We start from the raw sequence: 21,269 nt of genomic DNA on the forward strand, positions 1-21,269 counted from the left end.
CCCGCCGGCCGGAAAACGACGACGGAGCGGAAAGGGCGACGGATCGGAGGGGGCGGCCGACCGCCCGTGCTCGGGCCGCGGCCACCGTGAGTCAGACCGCGGGCACCGGGAGTCAGGCCGCGGGCACCGGGAGTCAGACCCCGGCCACCGGGCGGAGGCAGTCGCGGAGCTGGTGCATGCCGCGTCGGGAGTGGCTCTTGACGGTGCCCAGCGGCCAGCCGGTGCGCCGGGCGATCTGGGTCTGGGTGAGGTCCTCGTAGAACGCGAGGTGCAGGACCCGGCGCTGCGGCGTCGGGAGCTTGGCCAGCTCGTGCCGGACGACGACACGGTCGAGCGAGGCCTCGGGCCGGCTCCGGGAGTCGTCGGCGAGGGCCAGCAGGGCGCCGGCCGCCCCCACCAGTTCGGTGCGCCGGGTCCGCGCGGACAGCGCGTCGGCGATCTTGCGCCGGGTGATCCCCACGAGCCACGCCGCCACCGGGCCGCGCTCGGGCCGATACCCGCCGGCGCCCCGCCACACGGCGAGGAACACCTGCTGGGTGACGTCCTCGGCCTCGCGCGGGTCGCCCAGCGAACGCCGGGCGAGGGCCTGGACGAGGGGTGCCCAGCGCCGGTACGCGGTGGCCAGGGAGGCCTCGTCCCCGTCGACGATCCCACGGGCCAGTTCCGCGTCCGTGATCGCGTCCCCGGGCTCGGCGGTCGGCTGCTCGGCGATCGGATCTGCGCTCATGGCCACGGCTCCTAGCTCCGGGAACTCCCTGTGTGGGGCCCCGTGAAACCGATTGTGTGAACCGTGGGACAGAGGCGACAACTCGCATCGTTTCTGCGTCGTATAGTCGCCGTATGGGTGATGGCCGGTCTGATCAGGGGCGGGAACCGGGCGCGGGATCCGCCGAAGCCGGTGTCACCACCGGTGCGCTGGCCCGCCGCCTGGGAGTGTCACCCACCACGCTGCGTTCCTGGGACCGCAGGTACGGAATGGGCCCCGCGGTCCGTTCCGGCGGCCGGCATCGCCGCTGGACACCCCAGGACGTCGCCATGCTCGAGGAGATGTGCCGGCTGACCTCGGCCGGAGTGCCGCCCGCCGAGGCCGCCAGGGCGGCGAAGGGCTGGTCCGATCCCCTGGAGCCCGAGGGCGTGAGCGTGGCCGAGGGGCCGGAACCCCCGGCGGGAGCGGCCGGACCGGAGCCTCTGGGGGACCCCCGGCAGGAGTGCAAGGGTCTCGCGCGCGCCGCCGTGCGTCTCGACGCGCCTTCCGTGGACGACCAGTTGACCGCCCTCGTGGAGCGGCACGGCGTGGTCGTCGGCTGGGAGGAGGTGATGGTGCCGACCCTGCACGCGGTGGGCCGCAAGTGGGAGTCCGCCGGGGACCGCTACGTGGAGGTCGAGCACCTGCTGTCGTGGCACATCTCCCGGGTGCTGCACCGGGCTTCGGGACCGGCGGAGCCCAGGACGCCGGTCACGGGCACGGGACCGATCGTGCTGGCCTGCGTGCCGGGCGAGCAACACTGTCTCCCGCTGGAGGCGTTGCACGCCGGGCTCGTCGAACAGGGCCTGCCCACGCGGATGTTCGGCCCCGCCGTACCTCCGGAGGCGCTGACCGCGGCGGTGCGGCGGCTGGGACCGGTCGCCGTCGTGCTGTGGTCGCAGACCCGCTCCACCGCCGACCGCCCCCTGGCCCGGCACATCGCGTCCACCACCTGGGGGGTCAAGGGCGCCCGCGCTCAACCGGCCGTGCTCCTCGGCGGGCCCGGCTGGGCCGGACGCCCGGAACCGGGCATGCTCCGGCCGCCGGGACTCAGGGAGGCCCTCACCTCGCTGGTGAGCCTGGCCGAGGGCTGAGACCGCAAAAGCGGCCGCCTTCGCGAACTCTCGCTCGGGCGACCGCAGTTCACGCGATCCTCGTCGTTCAGCCCACGGTCGGCGTCGGCGAGGGCAGCGCGGCCCCTCCGGCGGGAAGCGACGCCCCGCCCGCGGGCTGGGACACCCCGCCCGCCGGCGGCGTCAGGACGACCTCCGGCTCGCCGGGCTGCGGCGGGGGAGGCGTCAGGTTCACCGCGGGCACCTTCGGGATGGTGGTCTCCTGGATGATCACCTGGTCGAAGTTGACCAGGCCGGTCTTCTCCATCACGGTGATGTGGTCCAGGACGGTGTCGTTGGCCTGGTCGGCGAGCTGCCGCACGAGCGTGTTCTCCGTCGTGGCGCGGATCTTCGCCACGGTCGAGAAGATCTGTCCGTGCGTGACGCGCAGGATGTTGGCGAAGTCGGTGTCGAACTTCGTGCCGGAGTCCCCGCGCAGGGTCGCCACGAACCCCTGCTGCTGCGGGGAGGGCTTGTTGGGCAGTGTGATGCCGAGTTCCTTGGCGACCTTGCGGCTCGTGGCGTCGAGGCCGGCGTGGCCCGAGATCAGGTGCTCACCCGCCGTGCGGACCGCCGGGGTGGTGCCCTTCTGCAGGGCCAGTTGCCCGACCGGGTACTCCCACAGTCCCGCCGCGCGCACCTTGACGACGAAGTCGCGGTCGGCCTCGGTCAGCGGCCCCGAGGACGGATTGGCGATGACGCGGACCGGCGCGGCGGACGTGGTCTGGATCCCGAGCATGGCCGGATAGGCGAGGGCGGCCAGGGTCAGCGTCAACGCACCGGTCACGAAGAGGGTTCCCACGTTCCGTGTAATGCGCATTGAACAGCCTCCTGGGGGCGGGTGCGGCGCTTCCGGGGCTGTCGGCTCCGGGGTGGCCGCGCGATGGATCCGGTGCGCACGGATCCGGTACGAGTGGTTCGGACGACCATCAGTACGGCGGCGCACCGATGAGGAATCTCTACAACAGGTAAAATCCTCGGCAGTTTATATTCGGATCCGCTCGTTCCCGCACCCGGCCCGGCGTTGCCGTCAGTCCAGGCCACGGGCCTTCTTGAAGCGGGCCAGCCCCTCGGACAGGTCGACGATCGGGTCCGGGTAGTCGCACGCGGCCCGGTCCAGCCCCTGGAGCTTCCACGGTTCGTGCACGGCACGCCCGGCGATCCCGTCCAACTCGGGCACCCAGCGCCGGACATATACCCCGTCCGGGTCGTAACGCCTGGCCTGGGTCAGCGGATTCAGGACGCGGTTGGGCCGGCTGTCGGTGCCCGTTCCCGCCATCCACTGCCAGTTGAGCTGGTTGTTGGCGACATCGCCGTCCACCAGCAGGTCCAGGAAGTGCCGGGCCCCGACCCGCCAGTCCACGTAGAGCGTCTTGACCAGGAAGCTCGCCGTGAGCAGGCGCCCCCGGTTGTGCATCCAGCCCTCGTGGCGCAGTTGCCGCATCGCCGCGTCCACCACCGGATAGCCGGTCCGGCCCTCCCGCCACGCCTCGATGTCGTCCCTCGCCTCCGCCTCCGAGCGCCAACGGTCCTGCCGGGAGCGGTAGTCGGCGGTGGACGCCTTGGGCCGCGCGGCCAGGACCTGGTGGTGGAAGTCGCGCCAGGCGACCTGCCGGACGAACGCCTCGGCACCCGGACCGCCCGCGCCGCGCGCCCGGTGCACCAGCTCGGCCGCCGACAGCGTGCCGAAGTGCAGATGGGGGGAGAGCCGGGAGGTCGCGTCGCCGGGCAGGTCGTCGTGGCGGTCCTCGTACGCCGCGATCCCGTCGCGCAGCCAGGCCGTCAGCAGCTTCCTCGCCTCCGTCTCGCCGCCCCGGGCCAGCCCCGCGGACACCCCGGAGACGTCCGAGCGGGAGGGGACCGCCTCGGAACCGACCCCGTCCGGCACCCGGACGGTCCGGGGAGCCGGGAGCGGGTCCCGCAACGGCTGCCGCGCCCACTGCCGGTGGTACGGCGTGAAGACGGCGAAGTGGTCGGAGGCCGCCGGGGTCACGGCGCCGGGGGCGAGCGCGGTGACGACCGCGTCGTGGACGTGCAGACGGCGTCCGTCCGCCTCCAGCGCGGCGCGCAGCCGCTCCTCCCTGCGATGCGCGTACGCGCTGACCCCCGCCGCGATGTGCACCGCTTCGGCGTCGCTCTCGGCGGCCGCCTTGGCCACCTCGGCCGCCACGTCGCCGGAGCGCACCACCAGACGCCCGCCGCGGTCGCGGAGCCCGGCGTCCAGGTCCGTCAGACAGTCGGCGAGGAACGCCATCCGGTTGGGGGCGGTGAACCCGGCGTCCGCGACGGCGTCGTCGCGGACGAAGAGGGGCACCACCGCGTCCGAACCGTCGAGGGCGGCCCGCAGCGGCGGATGGTCGTGCAGGCGCAGGTCGGAGGTGAACAGCACGATCGAGACGGTCATGGGGTGGCTCCGGGGTGGTGCTCGGCGGGGTGACGACGTCGTCTGCTTCGGCCCGGGGGACCGCCGCGGATGCGCTCCGCGCGGTTCCTGTGGAGCCGCGCCACCCCTCCCGACGACGGGTCCGGCGACAGGCGCGGCAGAGCGGGGCCGGACGGGGAAATGTGCCCCATGGCACCCCACCGCGGGCCCGCGACAGCCAGGCGGGCCGCGGCGCGGGCCGTGGCGGGGGAGGGCCGGACGGGAAATCGTGGCGCGACACGGCACCGCACGCGTGCCGCGGCACAGCCGGGCGGGCCGCGGTGCGGCCGGGCGGGACAGGGCGCGGTAGGGCGGGCGGGACGTGGCACAGCACGGCGGGACACCGGATCGTCGTGGGTCAGGGGACGAGTGCCGGGGCGGCCGCGTCCTCGGGGGTGTCCCTGGCGGCCCGGGCGATGTTCCGGGCCATGCCGCCGAACACCACGGCGTGGAACGGCGAGACGCTCCACCAGTACACGTGCCCCAGCAGCCCGTGCGGGTGGAACAGGGCCCGCTGCCGGTAGCGCGTGCGTCCGCCGTCCGTCGCGTCGGCGTACATCTCCAGCCAGGCGAGCCCGGGCAGTCTCATCTCGGCCCGAAGCCGCAGCAGCCGGCCCGGCTCGATCTCCTCCACCCGCCAGAAGTCCAGGGAGTCGCCCACCCGCAGCCGGCTGGCGTCCCGGCGTCCGCGCCGCAGCCCCACCCCGCCGACCATCCGGTCCATCCAGCCGCGCACCGCCCACGCCAGCGGGAAGGAGTACCAGCCGTTGTCGCCGCCGATGCCCTCGATCACCCGCCACAGGTTCTTCGGCGAGGCGTCCACGGTCAGTTCGCGTTCGTCCGTGTAGAGGCTGCCGCCCGCCCAGTCGGGGTCGGTGGGCAGCGGATCGCTGGCCGTCCCGGGATACGACGCGGACGACCACCGGGTCGTCACCTGGGCGTCGCGCACCCGCTGGAGCGCCAGGGTCACCGCCGCGTCGAAGCCGATCGGCCGCCCCGGGGGGTCGGGAACGTACCGGGCGATGTCGTGCTCGCGGCACACGACCTCGTGGCGCAGCGACTCCGTGAGCGGGCGCGCGATCGACGCGGGCACCGGCGTGACCAGTCCGACCCAGTGGCTGGACAGCCGGGGCGTGAGGACCGGCACCGGGAAGATCAGCCTGCGAGGCAGCCCGGCGACGACCGCGTACCGCCGCATCATCTCCAGGTACGTGAGGACGTCGGGACCGCCGATGTCGAAGGCCCGGTTGACCTCCGCGGGCATCCCGGCGCAGCCGACCAGGGTGCGCAGGACGTCGCGTACGCCCATCGGCTGGATGCGGGTGTGCACCCAGCTCGGTGTCACCATCACCGGCAGCCGCTCGGTGAGATAGCGCAGCATCTCGAAGGAGGCCGAGCCGGAGCCGATGATGACCGCGGCGCGCAGCACGGTGGTCGGCACGCCCGACGCCAGCAGGATGCGCCCCACCTCGGCCCGGGACCTCAGGTGCGGCGAAAGCTCCGCCTCCGGAACGCCCGCGGGCGTGAGGCCGCCCAGGTAGACGATGCGCCGGACGCCCGCCGCACGGGCCTGTTCGCCGAAGATCCGGGCCGCCCTGCGGTCCGTCTCCTCGAAGTCGTGGCCCGTACCGAGCGCGTGCACGAGGTAGTACGCGACCTCGCAGCCGCGCATCGCGTCGGCGACCGAGTCGGCGTCCGTGACGTCGCCGCGCACCACCTCCGCCTCGCCCGCCCAGGGATAGTCGCGCAGCTTGGCCGGTGAGCGGGCCAGACAGCGCACCCGGTACCCCTCGGCCAGCAGTTCGGGCACCAGCCGTCCGCCGATGTAGCCGGTGGCACCGGTCACCAGACACCTGGGGCCGGTGCCGGTCTCCTCGTCGCTCATGGGTCCTCCGTCGGTAGCCGCCCGGGCCCCCTCGGGGACCGCCTCGCTCCCTGATCCCTTCCACGCGGGCACCGCCCGCGGATGCGCCGGACGGGGCGGCCGCCGGGTGCCGGACGCCCGAACGGGGGAGGCGTCGGGACTTCTATAGGCTGATCACGTGGCCAGACGAGACGACCGTGACGACCGGACGGACGATCCGGAACCCGACACGGGCCGGAGCCGGGCCGGGGCGACGGATCTTCACTCCTTCGCGGTCGAGCTGCGCCGGCTCAACGGCGAGATCAACCGGCTGGTCCACGGCTTCGCCGGTGAGCACGGTCTGCACGCGACGGACGTCCTGGCGCTCGCGGCGATCCTGGACGCCCCCGAGCCGCTCACCCCCGGCCGGCTGCGCGAGCACCTCGGACTCACCTCGGGTGCGGTCACCGCGTGTCTGGACCGGCTCGAACGCGCGGGTCACATCCGGCGCGTCCGGGAGAGCCCCGACCGCAGGGTGGTCCACCTTCACTACGATCCCGACGCCAGGTCCGCCGCACGCGCCCACTTCCGGCCGCTCGCCGACGTCACGGCGAGCGTGCGGTCCGGTTTCAGCGAGGACGAGCTGGCCGTGGTCCTCCGCTTCCTGGCGGCGATGAACGAACAGCTCTCGGCCGTACGCTCACCCGGCCGCTGAGACCGCCTCCGGACGCACGCGTCCGGAGGCGATGCGCCGCATCCGAACGGCCCCCGGGGCCGGAAGCACGGGCATGGTCTACGATCTGGCCGCGAGATATCTCAATGATTGAGATTGTCATTCATCGAGACACCTGACGGCGAAATCTGGAGAGCGATGTCCCTCACCCCGCGACGAGCCCTGTGGCTGATCCCCGTCGTCCTGCTCGTCGCCTGGCTCGGCATCGGAGGCACCCTCGGCCCCTACGCCGGCCGGCTCGGCGAGGTCTCCACCAACGACCAGGCCGCGTTCCTGCCGCGCAGCGCCGAGTCCACGAAGGTGGTCGCGCAGCAGCGCGCCTTCCAGCGGGACGGGACGCTGCCCGCGATCGTCGTGTGGACCGTGGACGGCGACGCCTCCACGGCCACGGCCCGGCAGTCCGCCGCGACCCGCGCGCTCGCCGCCCTCGCCGGCACCCCCGGTGTGGTCGGCCGGCCGTCCCCGGCCCTGCCCTCGGACGACGGCAAGGCGCTGGAGGGTGTCGTCCAGCTCCGGCCCGACCTCGGCAAGCGGCTTCCCGACGCCGTCGACCGGATCCGCACCGCCGCCGACGGCGTCCCCGGCACGACCGCGTGGATCGCCGGACCCGCGGCCAGCCAGGCCGACCTCGGGGGAGCTTTCGCCGGGATCGACGGACTGCTCCTCGGGGTGGCCCTGGCGACCGTCCTCGTGATCCTGCTGCTCGTCTACCGCAGTGTGCTGCTGCCCTTCCTCATCATCCTCGGCTCGGTGTTCGCGCTCGGCCTGGCCTGCGCCGTCGTCTACGTCCTCGCCGACCACGACGTCGTACGCGTCGACGGCCAGGTGCAGGGCATCCTCTCGATCCTCGTGATCGGCGCCGCGACCGACTACGCGCTCCTGTTCAGTGCCCGCTTCCGCGAGGAACTGGCCCAGAGCGCGGACCGGTTCACCGCGGTCCGGGCGGCACTGCGGCAGTCCTGGGGCGCGATCGTCGCGAGCGCGGGAACCGTGGCCCTCGGGCTGCTGGCGCTGCTGCTCAGCGATCTGACGAACAACCGGTCGCTCGGTCCCGTGGGCGCCATCGGCGTGGCCTGCGCCGCGCTGAGCTCGCTCACCTTCCTGCCCGCCGTCCTGGTGCTCCTCGGCCGCGCCGCCTACTGGCCCGCCAAGCCCAGTCCGGCGGCCGGGGTGAGCACCGGCGACGGCATCTGGAACCGGGTCGCGGCGCTGGTCGACCGCGCGCCCCGCAAGGTCTGGGCGACGGCCCTGGCCGGGCTCCTGGTCTGCGCGGCCTTCGCTCCCACCCTCACCGCGAAAGGCATCCCGCTCGCCGAGACCTTCGTCAACGACGCGCCCTCGGTCGCCGCGCAGGCGACCCTCGGACGGCACTTCCCCGGCGGTTCGGGCAACCCCGCCGTGATCATCGCGAACGCCGACCGCGTCGACCGGGTCACCTCCGCGGCCCGCGCGACGGACGGTGTCGCGTCGGCCGCCGCGGTGACGGAGTCCGGGCGGCCCGGCGGGGGAGCGCCCCGGATCGTCGACGGCCGGGTCCGTGTCGACGTCACGCTGCGGTCGGCCGCGGACAGCGACGCGGCCAAGGCCACGGTCGCCCGGCTGCGCACGGCGGTGCACGCCGTGCCGGGCGCCGACGCGCTCGTCGGGGGCTACGCGGCCCAGCAGTACGACACCCGGCAGACCGCCGAACGCGACCGCGCGCTCATCGTTCCGGTGGTCCTCGCCATCATCCTGGTGATACTGACCGTCCTGCTCCGCTCGCTGCTCATGCCGGTGCTCCTGGTGGCCACGGTGGCGCTCAACTTCGTCGCCACGCTGGGCATCTCGGCGCTGGTGTTCCGGCACGGGTTCGGCTTCACGGGCACCGACGCCTCCGTGCCGCTGTACGGCTTCGTGTTCCTGGTGGCCCTCGGCGTCGACTACAACATCTTCCTGATGTCCCGGGTCCGCGAGGAGTCGTTGCGCCACGGGGTGCGCCAGGGTGTGCTGCGCGGCCTCGTCGCCACCGGCGGGGTGATCACCTCGGCGGGCGTGGTGCTGGCCGCGACCTTCGCCGCGCTGTCGGTGATCCCGCTGGCCTTCCTGGTGCAGATCGCCTTCATCGTCGCGTTCGGCGTCCTGCTCGACACCCTGGTCGTCCGCTCCCTGCTGGTGCCCGCCCTGGTCCGCGACATCGGCCGCCGGGCATGGTGGCCCGGGGCGCTGAGCCGCGAACCCGATGACGCTCCCGAGCCGACGCCCGCGCCCGGGGTCCGAGGGGACGAGCCCGTCGAGGTGTGAGGGACCGGGTGGGAACGGACTGGGTGGGAACGGACCGTGTCCGGCCCGACGGGCTGTGGCGGCCCGGCCGATTCCATCGGTTCAGCTTCGACGACGGTGCCCCCGCGCGGTTCGCGCGGGGGCACCGTCGGTCGTGGTCCAGCTCAGTCCTCGTCGCCGACCGGAACGACCACGAGGAAGGCGTCCGAGGTCAGGTCCATCACGACCGTCGCCTTCAGACCCTCGGTCCGGCGTCGGGCGGCGTACTCCTCCGCGGTCCAGGACCCACGCGGAGCGCCGGCGGGAAATCGTTCCAGCACCTTTGTGCCCATGGCGGCAGACACCTCCAGCTCGGACGTCGGACCCGGAGCGACGAGTCCCGTGGAATCCGCTTGCCCGGCAAACACCGGTTCAAGCGTACGAAGGCGAGCGGGCCCTGCGGTCCCGACGTGACGTCAGGCGGGTTTCCTCGGCCTGCCGATCGGGCTGAGTCCGCGGCAACTCCCGCTCACCGGAGGCTCGTTCACCCGGAAGGCATAGTCGGGGCAAAGCCTGCCGGGGGCTGTTGATCTCCGCCGCCGCGAATCCGACACTGTGGTGGCCGCACGTCCGGACCGGGACGCGTGCGAACGGGGGGCTGACGGGACATGAACCGACCCATACCTGGCACGGTGGAAGTCGCGGTGCGCCACATCCTCAGCGACACGACGACCGGGTTCCTCACCCGGACGCGCAGGATCACCTGGAAGGACAGCCTGTACCGGGTGCGCCGGCCGGCGTCCGGCAAACAGAGCGTGGAACTGATCTGCCCGGTCTGCGACGCCTCCCTGCTGGCCGAGGTCCGCACCGAGGCCCGTACGCGGCGGACCGGCGCCGTCCTGCTGGTCCTGGCCGCGCTGAGCGTCATCGTCCTCCTCGCGGCGGCGGGCTACGCCGTCCACGAGGGCGGCCGCACGCTCCCCGAGGGGCAGTCGCTCCCGACCTTGTTCCCCGTCAGCGTCGTCTCGGTCTTCGTCACGTTCGTCGCCGCTCCGGTGCTCTTCGCGCGGGGCCGCCGCTACAACGGCGTCACGATGCTGGACGCCCCCAAGCCGCGCCGGAGGCACGGGATCATGCCGGTACGCGGCTGAGAACCCGGAACGGCGAGGAGCGCACCGGCGAGCGCGGCTCACGCCCGCCGCCGGGGCGAGGGTGGCCTGGCCCATGTCCGGGGAGCGCCGGTGCACTTCACCGTCCGGGATGCGAGACCGGACCGCCGTTCCTTGACTGCCCTCGCCCTGGGCTGCGACGATCTCCGTATGACGATGCGACTGGACCTCACGCGGCGACGCCACGTCGACCTCGCGCGTGTCTGCAGCGCCTTCTGTCGCCGCGAAGTCTGACGACCCCCGACTCCGGGTCTCCTTCGCGCGGGTCCGTCCGCCCACGGTGACTTCCTCCGGCCGTGGTCCGGTGTGCGCCCTCCTCCCCGGCTCCTGCTCCGGCACCCGAACTCCCTCTGATCCGGGCTGAGTTCCCGAGCCCCGACACGTCCCGGACCGCCGGGCCCCGCAGACCGCGCCGCGGTCCGTGCGGCGCCCGGAGGCCCGACCGACGCTCGGGGGCGGGGAGTCCGTCAGGACTCAGGCGCCTTTCCAGCGGGCCGCGCGCGTGGAGTGCGAGCCTGGCCCGTCGTCCCCGTTCGCTCACCGCCGACCGGCGGTCCGCCTGCCCCGGAACGCCGGTCACGCCCACTCACCCGGAACCCGGGACACGGAATCCACCCGCGAGCCCGCTCACGGCACCCACCCGGAACCCGTCCACCGGAACCCGTCCACGAAAGAGGACTCATGGCCACCGTCCTGTCCGTATCCGGCAGCCCCTCGGTCTCCTCCCGCACCGCCAAGCTCCTGCGTCACCTCGACACCCGGCTCGCCGCGCACGGCCACGAGGTGATCCCCCTCGACGTCCGCACGATCCCCGCGGAGGCGTTGCTCGGCGCGGACTTCCAGCACCCGGCCATAGTCGAGGCGACCGAACTGTTCGCCCGCGCCGACGGAGTGGTCATCGGCACCCCCGTCTACAAGGCCGCCTACTCCGGCGTCCTGAAGGCTCTGCTCGACCTGCTCCCGCAGTACGCCCTGACCGGGAAGACCGTGCTGCCCCTGGTGACCGGAGGCAGCACGGCCCACGTGCTCGCCCTGGACTACGCACTCCGTCCGGTCCTCAACTCCATGGGAGCGGCCCACATCGTGCAGGGCTGGTTCACCCTCGACAAGGACATCGTCACGGGCCAGGACGGCAGCGTCACCGTGGCGCCGGGCAGCGCCGAGGCACTGGCCCAGGTGGTGGACCAGTTCTCCGCGGCCCTCGGCCGCACGCCCCTGCTCGCCGCGACGGGCTGACGCCCCCGGCCGAGATCTCCCGGCGGCCGGCCCCGGCCGACGCCGGCCCCGCCCGGACCCCGCAGGTCCAAACGATCGGAGAACGCCGCCGTGTCCCTCACCTTCCACTGGTTCCTGCCCACCAACGGCGACAGCCGCGATGTCGTCGGCGGCGGGCACGGCACCCCCGCCACCGCGACAGGGCGGGACCGGCCGCCGACGGTCGCCTATCTGAGCCAGATCGCCCGCGCCGCCGAGGACCTGGGGTTCGTCGGTGCCCTCACCCCCACGGGCGCCTGGTGCGAGGACGCGTGGCTGACGACCGCGATGGTCAGCCAGCGTACGGAGCGGCTGAAGTTCCTCGTGGCCTTCCGGCCGGGCTTCGTCTCGCCCACGCTCGCCGCGCAGATGGCCTCCACCTTCCAGCGGCAGACCGGCGGACGGCTCCTGCTCAACGTGGTCACGGGCGGCGAGAGCCACGAGCAGCGTGCGTACGGCGACTTCCTCGACAAGGACGCCCGCTACCGCCGTACCGGCGAATTCCTGGAGATCGTCCGGGACTTGTGGGACGGCGGGACCGTCGACCTCTCCGGCGAGCACCTCCGGGTCGAGGACGCCCGGCTCGCCCGGGTCCCCGACCCCGTCCCCGAGATCTACTTCGGCGGCTCCTCACCCGTCGCGGGCGAGGTCGCCGCCCGCCACGCGGACGTCTACCTCACCTGGGGCGAACCGCCCGCCCAGGTCGCCGAGAAGATCGCCTGGATCCGCGGGCTCGCGGCGAAGGAGGGCCGGACCGTACGGTTCGGCATCCGCCTGCACGTCATCACCCGCGACACCGCCGAGCAGTCCTGGGCGGAGGCCCGCCGGCTCCTCGACGGCTTCGACCCGGCGACGGTCCGGTCCGTGCAGGAGGGGCTCGCCCGCAGCGAGTCCGAGGGCCAGCGGCGGATGCTCGCGCTGCACGGCGGCGGCCGGGACGGACTGGAGATCCACCCCAACCTGTGGGCCGGCATCGGACTGGTGCGCGGCGGAGCGGGCACCGCTCTGGTCGGCAGCCACGAGGAGGTCGCCGACCGGATCGGGGAGTATCACGCCCTCGGCATCGACGAGTTCGTGCTCTCCGGCTACCCGCACCTGGAGGAGGCGTACTGGTTCGGCGAAGGCGTCCTGCCCCGGCTCGCCGCGCGCGGACTGTGGCGGCATCCGTTCGCGGCCCCGCCCGCACCGGTGGCGCAGGTGCCGTTCAGCGGCTGAGCGGACCGGTCCGCCCGGGCGAACCCAGCGACCCCAGGTGCGCGGCGCGCACTTGGGCCGTCTGCCCCTGCACGAGCAGGAACATCCCCTCACGCGCGAGCCGTTGGGCCGGGCTGCGCAGATCCATCGCCCGCCCGCCCCCGGCCACGACCGCCGCCGTCGTGGCCGCCCGCATCACGTCGTACGCCCGTGTCTTGCACTCCAGCCGCTCCTCGATCCGCTCCGTCGGCACCGGGTGGTCGGCGAGCTCGTACGCCCGCCGCCGGACCTCGTCGAGACGCGTCCGCAGCGCGGCCGCCGTGTCCTTCGCCGAGGGATCGTCCTCCAGCAGGCCGATCGCCGTCGCGGTGATCCCGAAGACGGCCGGTGAGGCATTGGTGTTCTTGGGCCGGTCGGTGACCGCCCAGGACTCGTACGGAGTGCGCAGCGCCACCGCGTCGTCGGGCAGCCACAGCCCGTCCAGCTCCAGCGAGACCGTCCGGGACGCGGTGAGCGCGGCGAGCCGCATCGGAGGGGAGGGACGCAGTCCCCGCTGTTCGCGCGCCTCGGTGAACGCGAACAGCGCCTCGTCGTCGGCGGTCACCCCGGCCAGCAGCATGACGTCGTTCAGCCCCCAGCCGGTGTACCACGGGACCGTCCCGTCGAAGCGCCAGCCGCCGCGCTCGCGGGTCACCCGCACCGGGACGCGCGGATAGGCCCGCAACTGGGCGTACGCCACCCCGGAGAGCAGCTCACCGCGCGCGAGCGGACCGAGCAGACGCTCCCGTACCGGAAGACCGCTCTTCGCCAGGGTCGCCACCGGCGTGTGGTGCTGTGTCTGCACGAACCACGTCGAGCAGCACGCCCCGGCCAGGATCTCCGCGCTCTCGCGGACCACCGGGGCGGGCGCCGCCGAGCCGCCGTCCGCGACGGGCGCGGCGATCCCGAGCAGCCCCGACCGCTTCACGGCCTCGATGCTGCTCGCGGGCACACCGTTCAGGTCCACCTCCTCGGCCAGCGGTGCCAGCACCCGGGACGCAAGGTCCCGGGCCGCGGCGACGAGCGGATGCGGTGGGACGGTCATCGAGGAAATCTCCCGCTGTCGGCGTGGCGTGTGTCGATCCGGCACCCTCCCGTTCGTGTAGAGGGAAAGACACCGAGTGGGACCACCGAGGAGGACACATCATGAAGTACTACCTGCTGAGCGTGATGCAGCCGCAGGGCGAGCCGCCCGTGCCGGAGGTCCTGGAAGAGATCATGCACAAGCTGGAGGTGTTCCACTCGGAGCTGCGCGAGGCCGGTGCCTGGGTGTTCGCCGGGGGACTGCACGGGCCGGACAGCGCCACCGTGCTGCGGGCCCGGGACGGTGACGTCCTGGTCACCGACGGGCCGTACGTGGAGAGCAAGGAGTATCTGGGCGGGATCTGCCTGATCAAGGCGCCCGACCTGGACGCGGCGCTGACATGGGGACGCAAGGCGACCCTGGCCACGACTCTGCCGATCGAGGTGCGCCCGTTCACGCACGAGACCGAGGACTGATGCCCGTCGGCGCCGACGACGTCGAGGCCGTCTTCCGCGCCGAGTACGGCCGGGCGGTCGCCGTCCTGATCCGCTTCCTCGGCGACATCGACCTCGCCGAGGAGGCGGTCCAGGACGCGTTCGCCACGGCCATGGCGAAGTGGCCGGAGACCGGCGTACCCCCGAGCCCGGCCGGCTGGATCATCACGACGGCCCGCAACCGCGCCGTCGACCGGCTGCGCCGCGAGTCCACCCGCGCCGCCCGGCAGGCCGAGGCCGCCCGGCTGCGGACCCCGGACGAACCCGTGGAGGAGGGCCCCGTGCGCGACGACCGGCTCCGTCTGATCTTCACCTGCTGCCATCCCGCGCTGGCCCCCCAGGCCCAGGTGGCCCTCACCCTGCGGCTGCTCGGCGGTCTGACCACCGCGCAGATCGCGCGGGCCTTCCTCGTCCCCGAACCCACCATGGCCCAGCGGATCGTCCGCGCCAAGGCCAAGATCCGGGACGCGGGCATCCCCTACCGCGTCCCGCGCGACGCGGACCTGCCCGACCGTGTCCGGGGCGTCCTGGCCGTCGTCTACCTCGTCTTCAACGAGGGGTACGGGGGCCGCGCGGACCTCTGCGCCGAGGCCCTGCGGCTCGGCCGCCTCCTCGTCGAACTCATGCCGGACGAACCCGAGGCGCTCGGCCTGCTCGCGCTGATGCTGCTCGTCGAGGCCCGGCGGCCCGCCCGCACGACGGCTGACGGTGACCTGGTCCTCCTGGCCGAACAGGACCGGACCCTGTGGGACCGGGACCTGATCACCGAGGGCCAGGCCCTCGTGCGCCGGTGTCTGCGCCGGGACCGGCCGGGGCCGTACCAGATCCAGGCCGCGGTCAACGCCGTCCACAGCGACGCGCCGACCGCCGCCGCGACGGACTGGGGCCAGATCCTGACGCTGTACGACCAGCTCATGGCGCTCGCGCCCAGCCCGGTCGTGGCCCTCAACCGTGCCGTCGCCGTGGCCGAGACCGAGGGACCGGAGCGCGCCCTCGCCCTCGTGGAGGAGCTGGACCTGGAGGGGTACCACGCCTTCCACGCCGTACGGGCCGAGCTGCTGCGCCGGCTGGGACGCGACGCCGAGGCCCTGCGGGCGTACGACGCCGCCATCCGGCTCACCGGCAGCGCGCCGGAACGCGCCCGTCTCGAACGGACCAGGGCCGCCCTCGCGGAAGCCTGACGGCCCGGCGGATCGCCGCGCGGACGCCGGCCGACGGCCGCGAGGACCCCGATCGACGGCCGCCAGGACCCCGACCGGTCGTCGCGAGCACCCCGACCGACCCTCGCCGCCGGGACGGTGATCGATCGTCGCACGGACGGTGATCGAGGCCGGGCGGCGGCCCGGCATCCTCGGTATCCTCGAAGGGATCGCCACACGGCCGTGCACGAGGTCTCCCACCGACGCACCCGGTGCCGCCCTCCGTCGCCGGACCGGGCGCCGACCGCACCGCCACGAGGGGCGTCGACCATCACCTCGTCCGGAGCGCGACCGCGCGGCCCCGGGCCCGCATGGGCCGAACGGCCCGGATCGGGGACCTGCGGCCCCTGCCCCGTCCGATCCCTCGACACGACCCTGGAATCGGAGCCCCACCGGGCCCCCGATTCAGGAGGTGGACATCATGCCCCGCACCGTCACCGTGGGCCTCGACGGTTCTCCCGAGAGTCTCGCCGCAGCCGAATGGGCCGCCCGCGAAGCGCGGCTGCGCGGTCTGCCGGTCCGACTGGTCAACGTCTGGGAAGCGGCCCCGGACCCCGTGGCCCAGGCTCCGCTGCTCGGAGCGGAGACCCACCAGCACTGGAGCGAGCGGATCCCGCGCGAAGCCGCCGAAGGGGTGCGGGCACGCCACCCGGGCGTCGAGGTCACCACGGAGCAGCTCACCGGCCGGCCCGCCGAGGCGCTGATGAAGGCCGTGGACGACGCCGAACTCCTGGTCCTCGGCACCCGCGGGCTCAGCGGCGCGGGCGGCTTCATGGTGGGCTCCGTCGGGCTGGCCGTCGCGGCCCACGCCGAACGGCCCGTGGTGTTCGTACGGGCCGGCGAACAGGCCGCCGACGAGCACGTGCAGGACCCGGCGGGCATCCCCTCCGCCGCCGCCCCCTTCCGGCCCGTCGTGCTCGGCCTCGACACCGGCGCCCCGGACGACGCGCTGATCGGCTTCGCCTTCGAGGCCGCGCTGGTGCGCGACACCGCGCTCAGGGTCGTGCACTCGTGGAACGAACCGCCCTACATCGCCTACGGGCTGCCGCCGGACCTGAAGATGAGCACCCGGCTGGCCGCCGAGGACGCGGCCTCCATGACGGTCGCCCTGCGGACCTGGCGCGAGAAGTACCCGGCCGTCGAGATCATCGAGGACTCCCTGTCGGGCAAGCCGGCCAACCACCTCGTGGACGCCTCCCGGGAGGCCTCGCTCGTCGTCGTGGGCCGCAGGATCCGCCATGCCGCGCTCGGCGCCCACATCGGGCCCGTCACGCACGCCGTGCTCCATCACTCCACCGCCCCCGTGGCCGTCGTGCCGCACCCGTGACCGGCACGGGCCGCACCCGGCCCGCCGCCGCTCGCGGTCCGATCGCGCAAGGAGAGACACCTGATGAAAGCAGCAGTCGTACGAGCGTTCGGTGAGCCGCTGGTCATCGAGGAGCGCCCCGATCCCGAACCGGGGCCCGGCCAGGTCCGGGTCCGGCTGGAGGCCTCCGGGCTCTGCCACACCGACATCCACGCGGCCAACGGCGACTGGCCGGTCAAGCCGAGCCCGCCGTTCGTCCCCGGCCACGAGGGCGTCGGCCTGGTCGAGGCGCTCGGCGACGGCGTGACCCATCTCACGGTGGGGCAGCGGGTGGCCGTGCCCTGGCTCGGCAAGGCGTGCGGACGCTGCGAGCACTGCCTCTCCGGCTGGGAGACCCTGTGCGAGCAGCAGCTCAACACCGGCTACGGATACGACGGCGGCTACGCCGAGAAGATGCTCGCCTGGGCCGACTTCGCCCAGCCCGTGCCCGAGGGCATCTCCCCGCTCGACGCCGCCCCGCTCACCTGCGCCGGCGTCACCACGTACAAGGCCCTGAAGGTCGCCGACGTCCGGCCCAGCCAGCTCGTCGCCATCTCCGGGGTGGGCGGACTGGGCCATCTGGCCCTGCAGTACGCGAAGATCGCCGGAGCGACCGTGGCGGCCGTCGACGTCACCGACGACAAGCTCGAACTCGCCGCGGAACTCGGCGCCGACATCGTCATCGACGCCCGCAAGGAGGACCCGGGCGAGGTGCTGCGGCGCAGCGGCGGAGCCCACGCCGCGCTCGCGCTCGCGGTCAACGAGGAGGCCTTCGCCGCGGTGTACACCGGACTGCGGCGCGGCGGGAAGCTCGTCATGGTGGCGATGCCGGCGCACGGCACGATCCAGGTCCCGATCTTCGAGACCGTGCTCAACGGCACCTCGGTGATCGGCTCCATCGTCGGCACCCGGCAGGACCTGGCCGAGGTGTTCGAACTGCACGCCGCGGGCCGGACCCGGGTCATCCGCGAATCCCGGCCCCTCGCGTCGGTCAACGAGTCCATGGACGAGGTCCTGCACGGCCGGGTCCAGGCCCGCATCGTGTTCGACTTCGGCGAAACGGGCTGACCTCCTCGCCCGAACGTCTCAGAGGCTCGCCGCGTGGTCCGGGACGAACGTCTGCAGATCACGCGGCGGCCGCACGTAACCCGTCGACGGCGGCCGCTCGGGCAGCTCCAGCACCGGCGGCGGGACCTCGCGATACGGGACGGTGGACAGCAGATGGGCGATCATGTTCAGCCGGGCGCGGCGCTTGTCGTCGCTCTCGACCACGAACCACGGCGCCTCGATGATGTCCGTGTGCACCAGCATCTCGTCCTTCGCCCGGGAGTACGCCTCCCAGCGCGTGATCGACTCCAGATCCATGGGGGACAGCTTCCAGCGCCGCGTGGGGTCCTTCAGCCGGCGCCGGAACCGCTTCTGCTGCTCCGCGTCGCTCACCGAGAACCAGTACTTGCGCAGCAGCACACCCGCCTCGACCAGCATCCGCTCGAAGATCGGGCACTGCCGCAGGAAGAGCTGGTGCTCCTCCTTCGTGCAGAAGCCCATGACGTGCTCGACCCCGGCGCGGTTGTACCAGCTCCGGTCGAACAGCACGATCTCCCCGGCGGCCGGCAGATGCTCCACGTACCGCTGGAAGTACCACTGGGTGCGCTCGCGCTCGGTCGGCTTGGGCAGCGCCGCGATCCGCGCGACACGCGGGTTCAGATGCTCCGCCACCCGCTTGATCGTGCCGCCCTTGCCCGCCGCGTCCCGGCCCTCGAAGACCACCACCACACGGGCACCCTCGGTCCGCACCCACTCCTGGAGCTTCACCAGCTCCGTCTGCAGACGCAGCAGCTCCCGCTCGTACGCCGCGAGCGGCACCTTCGCCGTCTTCCCGCCGGCCATGCCGCCTCCTCCGCCGGACGACGCCTCCCGTGAGGCGCCGCGATGACCCGCCTCGTCGCCCCACCCCGATGACCTACGGAGTCACCATGCCCAAGGCCGAACACCAGGACAGCACGGTACTGACCGACGACGAACTGCGCACGCTGGACGCCCACTGGCGGGCGGCCAACTACCTTGCCGTGGGCCAGATCTATCTGCTGGCCAACCCGCTGCTCACCGAGCCCCTGACTCCCGCGCACATCAAGCCCCGCCTGCTCGGCCACTGGGGCACCTCACCCGGCCTCAACCTGGTCCACACCCACCTCAACCGGGTGATCAAGGCACGCGGACTGGACGCGCTGTGCGTCTGGGGCCCCGGGCACGGCGGCCCCGCCGTGCTGGCGAACTCCTGGCTGGAGGGCACGTACAGCCAGACGTACCCCTCTGTGCCCCGGGACCTGGAGGGCATGGAGAAACTGTTCCGGCAGTTCTCCTTCCCCGGCGGAGTCCCCAGCCATGTCGCTCCCGAGACGCCCGGCTCCATCCACGAGGGCGGCGAACTCGGCTACTCCCTCGCCCACGCCTACGGAGCCGCCTTCGACAACCCCGGGCTGCTGGTCGCCTGCGTGATCGGCGACGGCGAGGCGGAGACGGGACCGCTCGCCGCGTCCTGGCACTCCAACAAGTTCCTCGACCCGGTCCACGACGGCGCCGTCCTGCCGATCCTGCACCTCAACGGCTACAAGATCGCCAACCCGACCGTGCTCTCCCGCCTCCCCGAGGCCGAACTCGACGAGCTGCTGCGCGGATACGGCCACGAACCGATCCATGTCACCGGCGACGACCCCGCCCAGGTGCACCGGGCCATGGCGGCCGCGATGGACGACGCCCTCGACCGCATCGCCGTCATGCAGCAGACCGCCCGCGAGCAGGGCGTCGGCGAGCGCGTCCACTGGCCGATGATCGTCCTGCGCACCCCCAAGGGCTGGACCGGCCCCGCGGAGGTCGACGGCGAGCCCGTCGAAGGAACCTGGCGCGCCCACCAGGTCCCCCTCGCCTCGGTCCGCGAGAACCGCGAACACCTGCGACAGTTGGAGACCTGGCTGCGCTCGTACCGCCCCGAGGAACTCTTCGACGCCCAGGGCCGGCCGGCCGCCGACGTACTGGCCTGCGTGCCCGAGGGCTCCCGGCGCCTCGGCGCCACCCCACACGCCAACGGCGGCCTCCTGCTGCGCGATCTGCCGCTCCCGCCCCTGGACCGCTTCGCCGTCCCCGTCGACAAGCCCGGAGCCGCCCTGCACGAACCGACCCGGGTCCTCGGTGACCTCCTCGAACACGTCATGCGCCAGACCTCGGAGCGCCGCGACTTCAGGCTGGTAGGCCCCGACGAGACCGCCTCCAACCGCCTCGACGCCGTCTACGGCGCCAGCGGCAAGGCCTGGCAGGCGGCGACCCTGCCCGTCGACGAACACCTCGACCGGCACGGCCGGGTGCTGGAGATCCTCTCCGAGCACACCTGCCAGGGCTGGCTGGAGGGCTACCTCCTCACCGGCCGGCACGGGCTGTTCTCCTGCTACGAGGCGTTCGTGCACATCGTCGACTCCATGGTCAACCAGCACATCAAATGGCTGCGGACCTCGCGCGCACTGCCCTGGCGCGCCCCGATCGCCTCCCTCAACTACCTGCTCACCTCGCACGTCTGGCGCCAGGACCACAACGGCTTCTCGCACCAGGACCCCGGCTTCGTCGACCACGTCCTCAACAAGAGCCCCGAGGTCGTGCGCGTGTACCTCCCGCCGGACGCCAACACCCTGCTGTCCGTGATGGACCACGCCCTGCGCAGCCGCGACTACGTGAACGTCGTCGTCGCCGGCAAACAGCCCTGCTTCGACTGGCTGTCCATGGACCAGGCCCGCGCCCACTGCGCCCGCGGCGCCGGCATCTGGGACTGGGCGGGAACGGCCGACGGCGACCGGGAGCCCGACGTCGTCCTCGCCTGCGCGGGCGACGTCCCCACCCAGGAGATCCTGGCCGCCGCCGACCTGCTGCGCCGCCATCTGCCCGAGCTCGCCGTCCGGGTCGTCAACGTCGTCGACATGACCCGGCTGCTGCCGCGCGAGGAACACCCGCACGGCATGAGCGACTTCGAGTACGACGGACTGTTCACCACCGACAAGCCGGTGATCTTCGCGTACCACGGCTACCCCTGGCTCATCCACCGGCTCGCCTACCGCCGCACCGGCCACGCGAACCTCCACGTGCGCGGCTACAAGGAGATGGGCACCACCACGACCCCCTTCGACATGGTCGTCCGCAACGACATGGACCGCTACCGGCTCGTCATGGACGTCATCGACCGCGTCCCCGGCCTCGGCGTGCGCGCCGCCGCCCTGCGCCAGAGGATGGCCGACGCCCGCTCCCGCCACGACATCTGGATCCGCGAGCACGGCACCGATCTTCCCGAGGTCGCCGACTGGGCCTGGACCGGCTGAGGGGGCCGGGCCCGCGCCAGGAGCAGCGTGCCGCCGCCCGTGGGTACGCGGCGGCGGCCGACGGGCACGGCAGCGGCCCGCCGTCGCCGCGCGCGTG

General features: G+C 73.3%; 18 protein-coding genes. 11 read left to right on the forward strand and 7 right to left on the reverse strand.

Annotation, left to right across the window (positions count from 1 at the left end; translation table 11 throughout):
* Nucleotides 1–133: 133 nt before the first annotated feature.
* Nucleotides 134–727: a sigma-70 family RNA polymerase sigma factor gene (locus ACFRIC_RS35515; RefSeq protein WP_382794826.1), complete on the reverse strand. Its 594-nt coding sequence runs from the start codon at nucleotides 725–727 to the stop codon at nucleotides 134–136.
* A gap of 113 nt (nucleotides 728–840) precedes the next feature.
* Between ACFRIC_RS35515 and ACFRIC_RS35520 the strand changes: the two genes are divergently transcribed.
* A complete protein-coding gene (locus tag ACFRIC_RS35520; protein WP_382794829.1) occupies nucleotides 841–1,839 on the forward strand; it encodes a MerR family transcriptional regulator in 999 nt (332 codons plus the stop codon).
* A gap of 67 nt (nucleotides 1,840–1,906) precedes the next feature.
* Here ACFRIC_RS35520 and ACFRIC_RS35525 read toward each other — a convergent pair whose 3' ends face one another.
* From ACFRIC_RS35525 to ACFRIC_RS35535, 3 genes are all read right to left on the reverse strand, one after another.
* Nucleotides 1,907–2,677, reverse strand: a complete 771-nt coding sequence (locus ACFRIC_RS35525; RefSeq protein WP_382794832.1) for a DUF4142 domain-containing protein — start codon at nucleotides 2,675–2,677, stop codon at nucleotides 1,907–1,909.
* Nucleotides 2,678–2,887: 210 nt separating this feature from the next.
* Nucleotides 2,888–4,261: a cryptochrome/photolyase family protein gene (locus ACFRIC_RS35530; RefSeq protein WP_382794834.1), complete on the reverse strand. Its 1,374-nt coding sequence runs from the start codon at nucleotides 4,259–4,261 to the stop codon at nucleotides 2,888–2,890.
* Between the two features lie 376 nt (nucleotides 4,262–4,637).
* Nucleotides 4,638–6,164 (reverse strand): SDR family oxidoreductase, encoded by a 1,527-nt coding sequence (locus ACFRIC_RS35535; RefSeq protein ID WP_382794837.1) that lies wholly within the window; start codon nucleotides 6,162–6,164, stop codon nucleotides 4,638–4,640.
* A 157-nt stretch (nucleotides 6,165–6,321) separates the two neighbouring features.
* Here ACFRIC_RS35535 and ACFRIC_RS35540 point away from each other — a divergent pair, with 157 nt between their 5' ends.
* Nucleotides 6,322–6,837: a MarR family winged helix-turn-helix transcriptional regulator gene (locus ACFRIC_RS35540; protein WP_382794840.1), complete on the forward strand. Its 516-nt coding sequence runs from the start codon at nucleotides 6,322–6,324 to the stop codon at nucleotides 6,835–6,837.
* 156 nt (nucleotides 6,838–6,993) lie between these two features.
* Complete coding sequence (locus ACFRIC_RS35545; RefSeq protein ID WP_382794842.1) at nucleotides 6,994–9,135, forward strand: MMPL family transporter; 2,142 nt, start codon at nucleotides 6,994–6,996, stop codon at nucleotides 9,133–9,135.
* 143 nt (nucleotides 9,136–9,278) lie between these two features.
* On the opposite strand, the gene ACFRIC_RS35550 is transcribed toward ACFRIC_RS35545, so the two are convergent.
* Nucleotides 9,279–9,446, reverse strand: coding sequence for a hypothetical protein (locus ACFRIC_RS35550; protein ID WP_382794845.1), 168 nt, complete (start codon nucleotides 9,444–9,446; stop codon nucleotides 9,279–9,281).
* 315 nt (nucleotides 9,447–9,761) lie between these two features.
* Here ACFRIC_RS35550 and ACFRIC_RS35555 point away from each other — a divergent pair, with 315 nt between their 5' ends.
* The 3 genes from ACFRIC_RS35555 (at nucleotide 9,762) to ACFRIC_RS35565 (ending at nucleotide 12,731) form a co-directional block, all read left to right on the forward strand.
* A complete protein-coding gene (locus ACFRIC_RS35555) occupies nucleotides 9,762–10,244 on the forward strand; it encodes a hypothetical protein (RefSeq protein ID WP_382794848.1) in 483 nt (160 codons plus the stop codon).
* Between the two features lie 699 nt (nucleotides 10,245–10,943).
* Nucleotides 10,944–11,498: an NADPH-dependent FMN reductase gene (gene ssuE, locus ACFRIC_RS35560; RefSeq protein ID WP_382794851.1), complete on the forward strand. Its 555-nt coding sequence runs from the start codon at nucleotides 10,944–10,946 to the stop codon at nucleotides 11,496–11,498.
* Nucleotides 11,499–11,588: 90 nt separating this feature from the next.
* Nucleotides 11,589–12,731: an LLM class flavin-dependent oxidoreductase gene (locus ACFRIC_RS35565; protein WP_382794854.1), complete on the forward strand. Its 1,143-nt coding sequence runs from the start codon at nucleotides 11,589–11,591 to the stop codon at nucleotides 12,729–12,731.
* Here ACFRIC_RS35565 and ACFRIC_RS35570 read toward each other — a convergent pair.
* Nucleotides 12,721–13,794, reverse strand: coding sequence for an acyl-CoA dehydrogenase family protein (locus ACFRIC_RS35570; protein WP_382794857.1), 1,074 nt, complete (start codon nucleotides 13,792–13,794; stop codon nucleotides 12,721–12,723). The genes ACFRIC_RS35565 and ACFRIC_RS35570 overlap by 11 nt on opposite strands.
* Nucleotides 13,795–13,895: 101 nt before the next feature.
* Between ACFRIC_RS35570 and ACFRIC_RS35575 the strand changes: the two genes are divergently transcribed.
* The 4 genes from ACFRIC_RS35575 (at nucleotide 13,896) to ACFRIC_RS35590 (ending at nucleotide 17,879) form a co-directional block, all read left to right on the forward strand.
* A complete protein-coding gene (locus tag ACFRIC_RS35575) occupies nucleotides 13,896–14,249 on the forward strand; it encodes a YciI family protein (protein WP_382794860.1) in 354 nt (117 codons plus the stop codon).
* Nucleotides 14,249–15,448 carry an RNA polymerase sigma factor gene (locus tag ACFRIC_RS35580; protein ID WP_382794863.1) on the forward strand — a complete coding sequence of 400 codons (1,200 nt, stop codon included), beginning with the start codon at nucleotides 14,249–14,251 and terminating at the stop codon, nucleotides 15,446–15,448. The genes ACFRIC_RS35575 and ACFRIC_RS35580 overlap by 1 nt, the downstream gene beginning before the upstream one ends.
* 439 nt (nucleotides 15,449–15,887) lie before the next feature.
* Nucleotides 15,888–16,793: a universal stress protein gene (locus ACFRIC_RS35585; protein ID WP_382794865.1), complete on the forward strand. Its 906-nt coding sequence runs from the start codon at nucleotides 15,888–15,890 to the stop codon at nucleotides 16,791–16,793.
* Nucleotides 16,794–16,856: 63 nt separating this feature from the next.
* Nucleotides 16,857–17,879: a zinc-dependent alcohol dehydrogenase gene (locus ACFRIC_RS35590; protein WP_382794868.1), complete on the forward strand. Its 1,023-nt coding sequence runs from the start codon at nucleotides 16,857–16,859 to the stop codon at nucleotides 17,877–17,879.
* A gap of 18 nt (nucleotides 17,880–17,897) precedes the next feature.
* Here ACFRIC_RS35590 and ppk2 read toward each other — a convergent pair whose 3' ends face one another.
* Nucleotides 17,898–18,701, reverse strand: coding sequence for a polyphosphate kinase 2 (gene ppk2 / locus ACFRIC_RS35595; RefSeq protein WP_382794871.1), 804 nt, complete (start codon nucleotides 18,699–18,701; stop codon nucleotides 17,898–17,900).
* A gap of 86 nt (nucleotides 18,702–18,787) precedes the next feature.
* Here ppk2 and ACFRIC_RS35600 point away from each other — a divergent pair, with 86 nt between their 5' ends.
* A complete protein-coding gene (locus tag ACFRIC_RS35600) occupies nucleotides 18,788–21,172 on the forward strand; it encodes a phosphoketolase (RefSeq protein ID WP_382794874.1) in 2,385 nt (794 codons plus the stop codon).
* Nucleotides 21,173–21,269: the final 97 nt, after the last annotated feature.

Origin of the sequence: Streptomyces sp. NPDC056738 (genome assembly GCF_042790435.1) — a bacterium.
GTDB lineage: Bacteria > Actinomycetota > Actinomycetes > Streptomycetales > Streptomycetaceae > Streptomyces.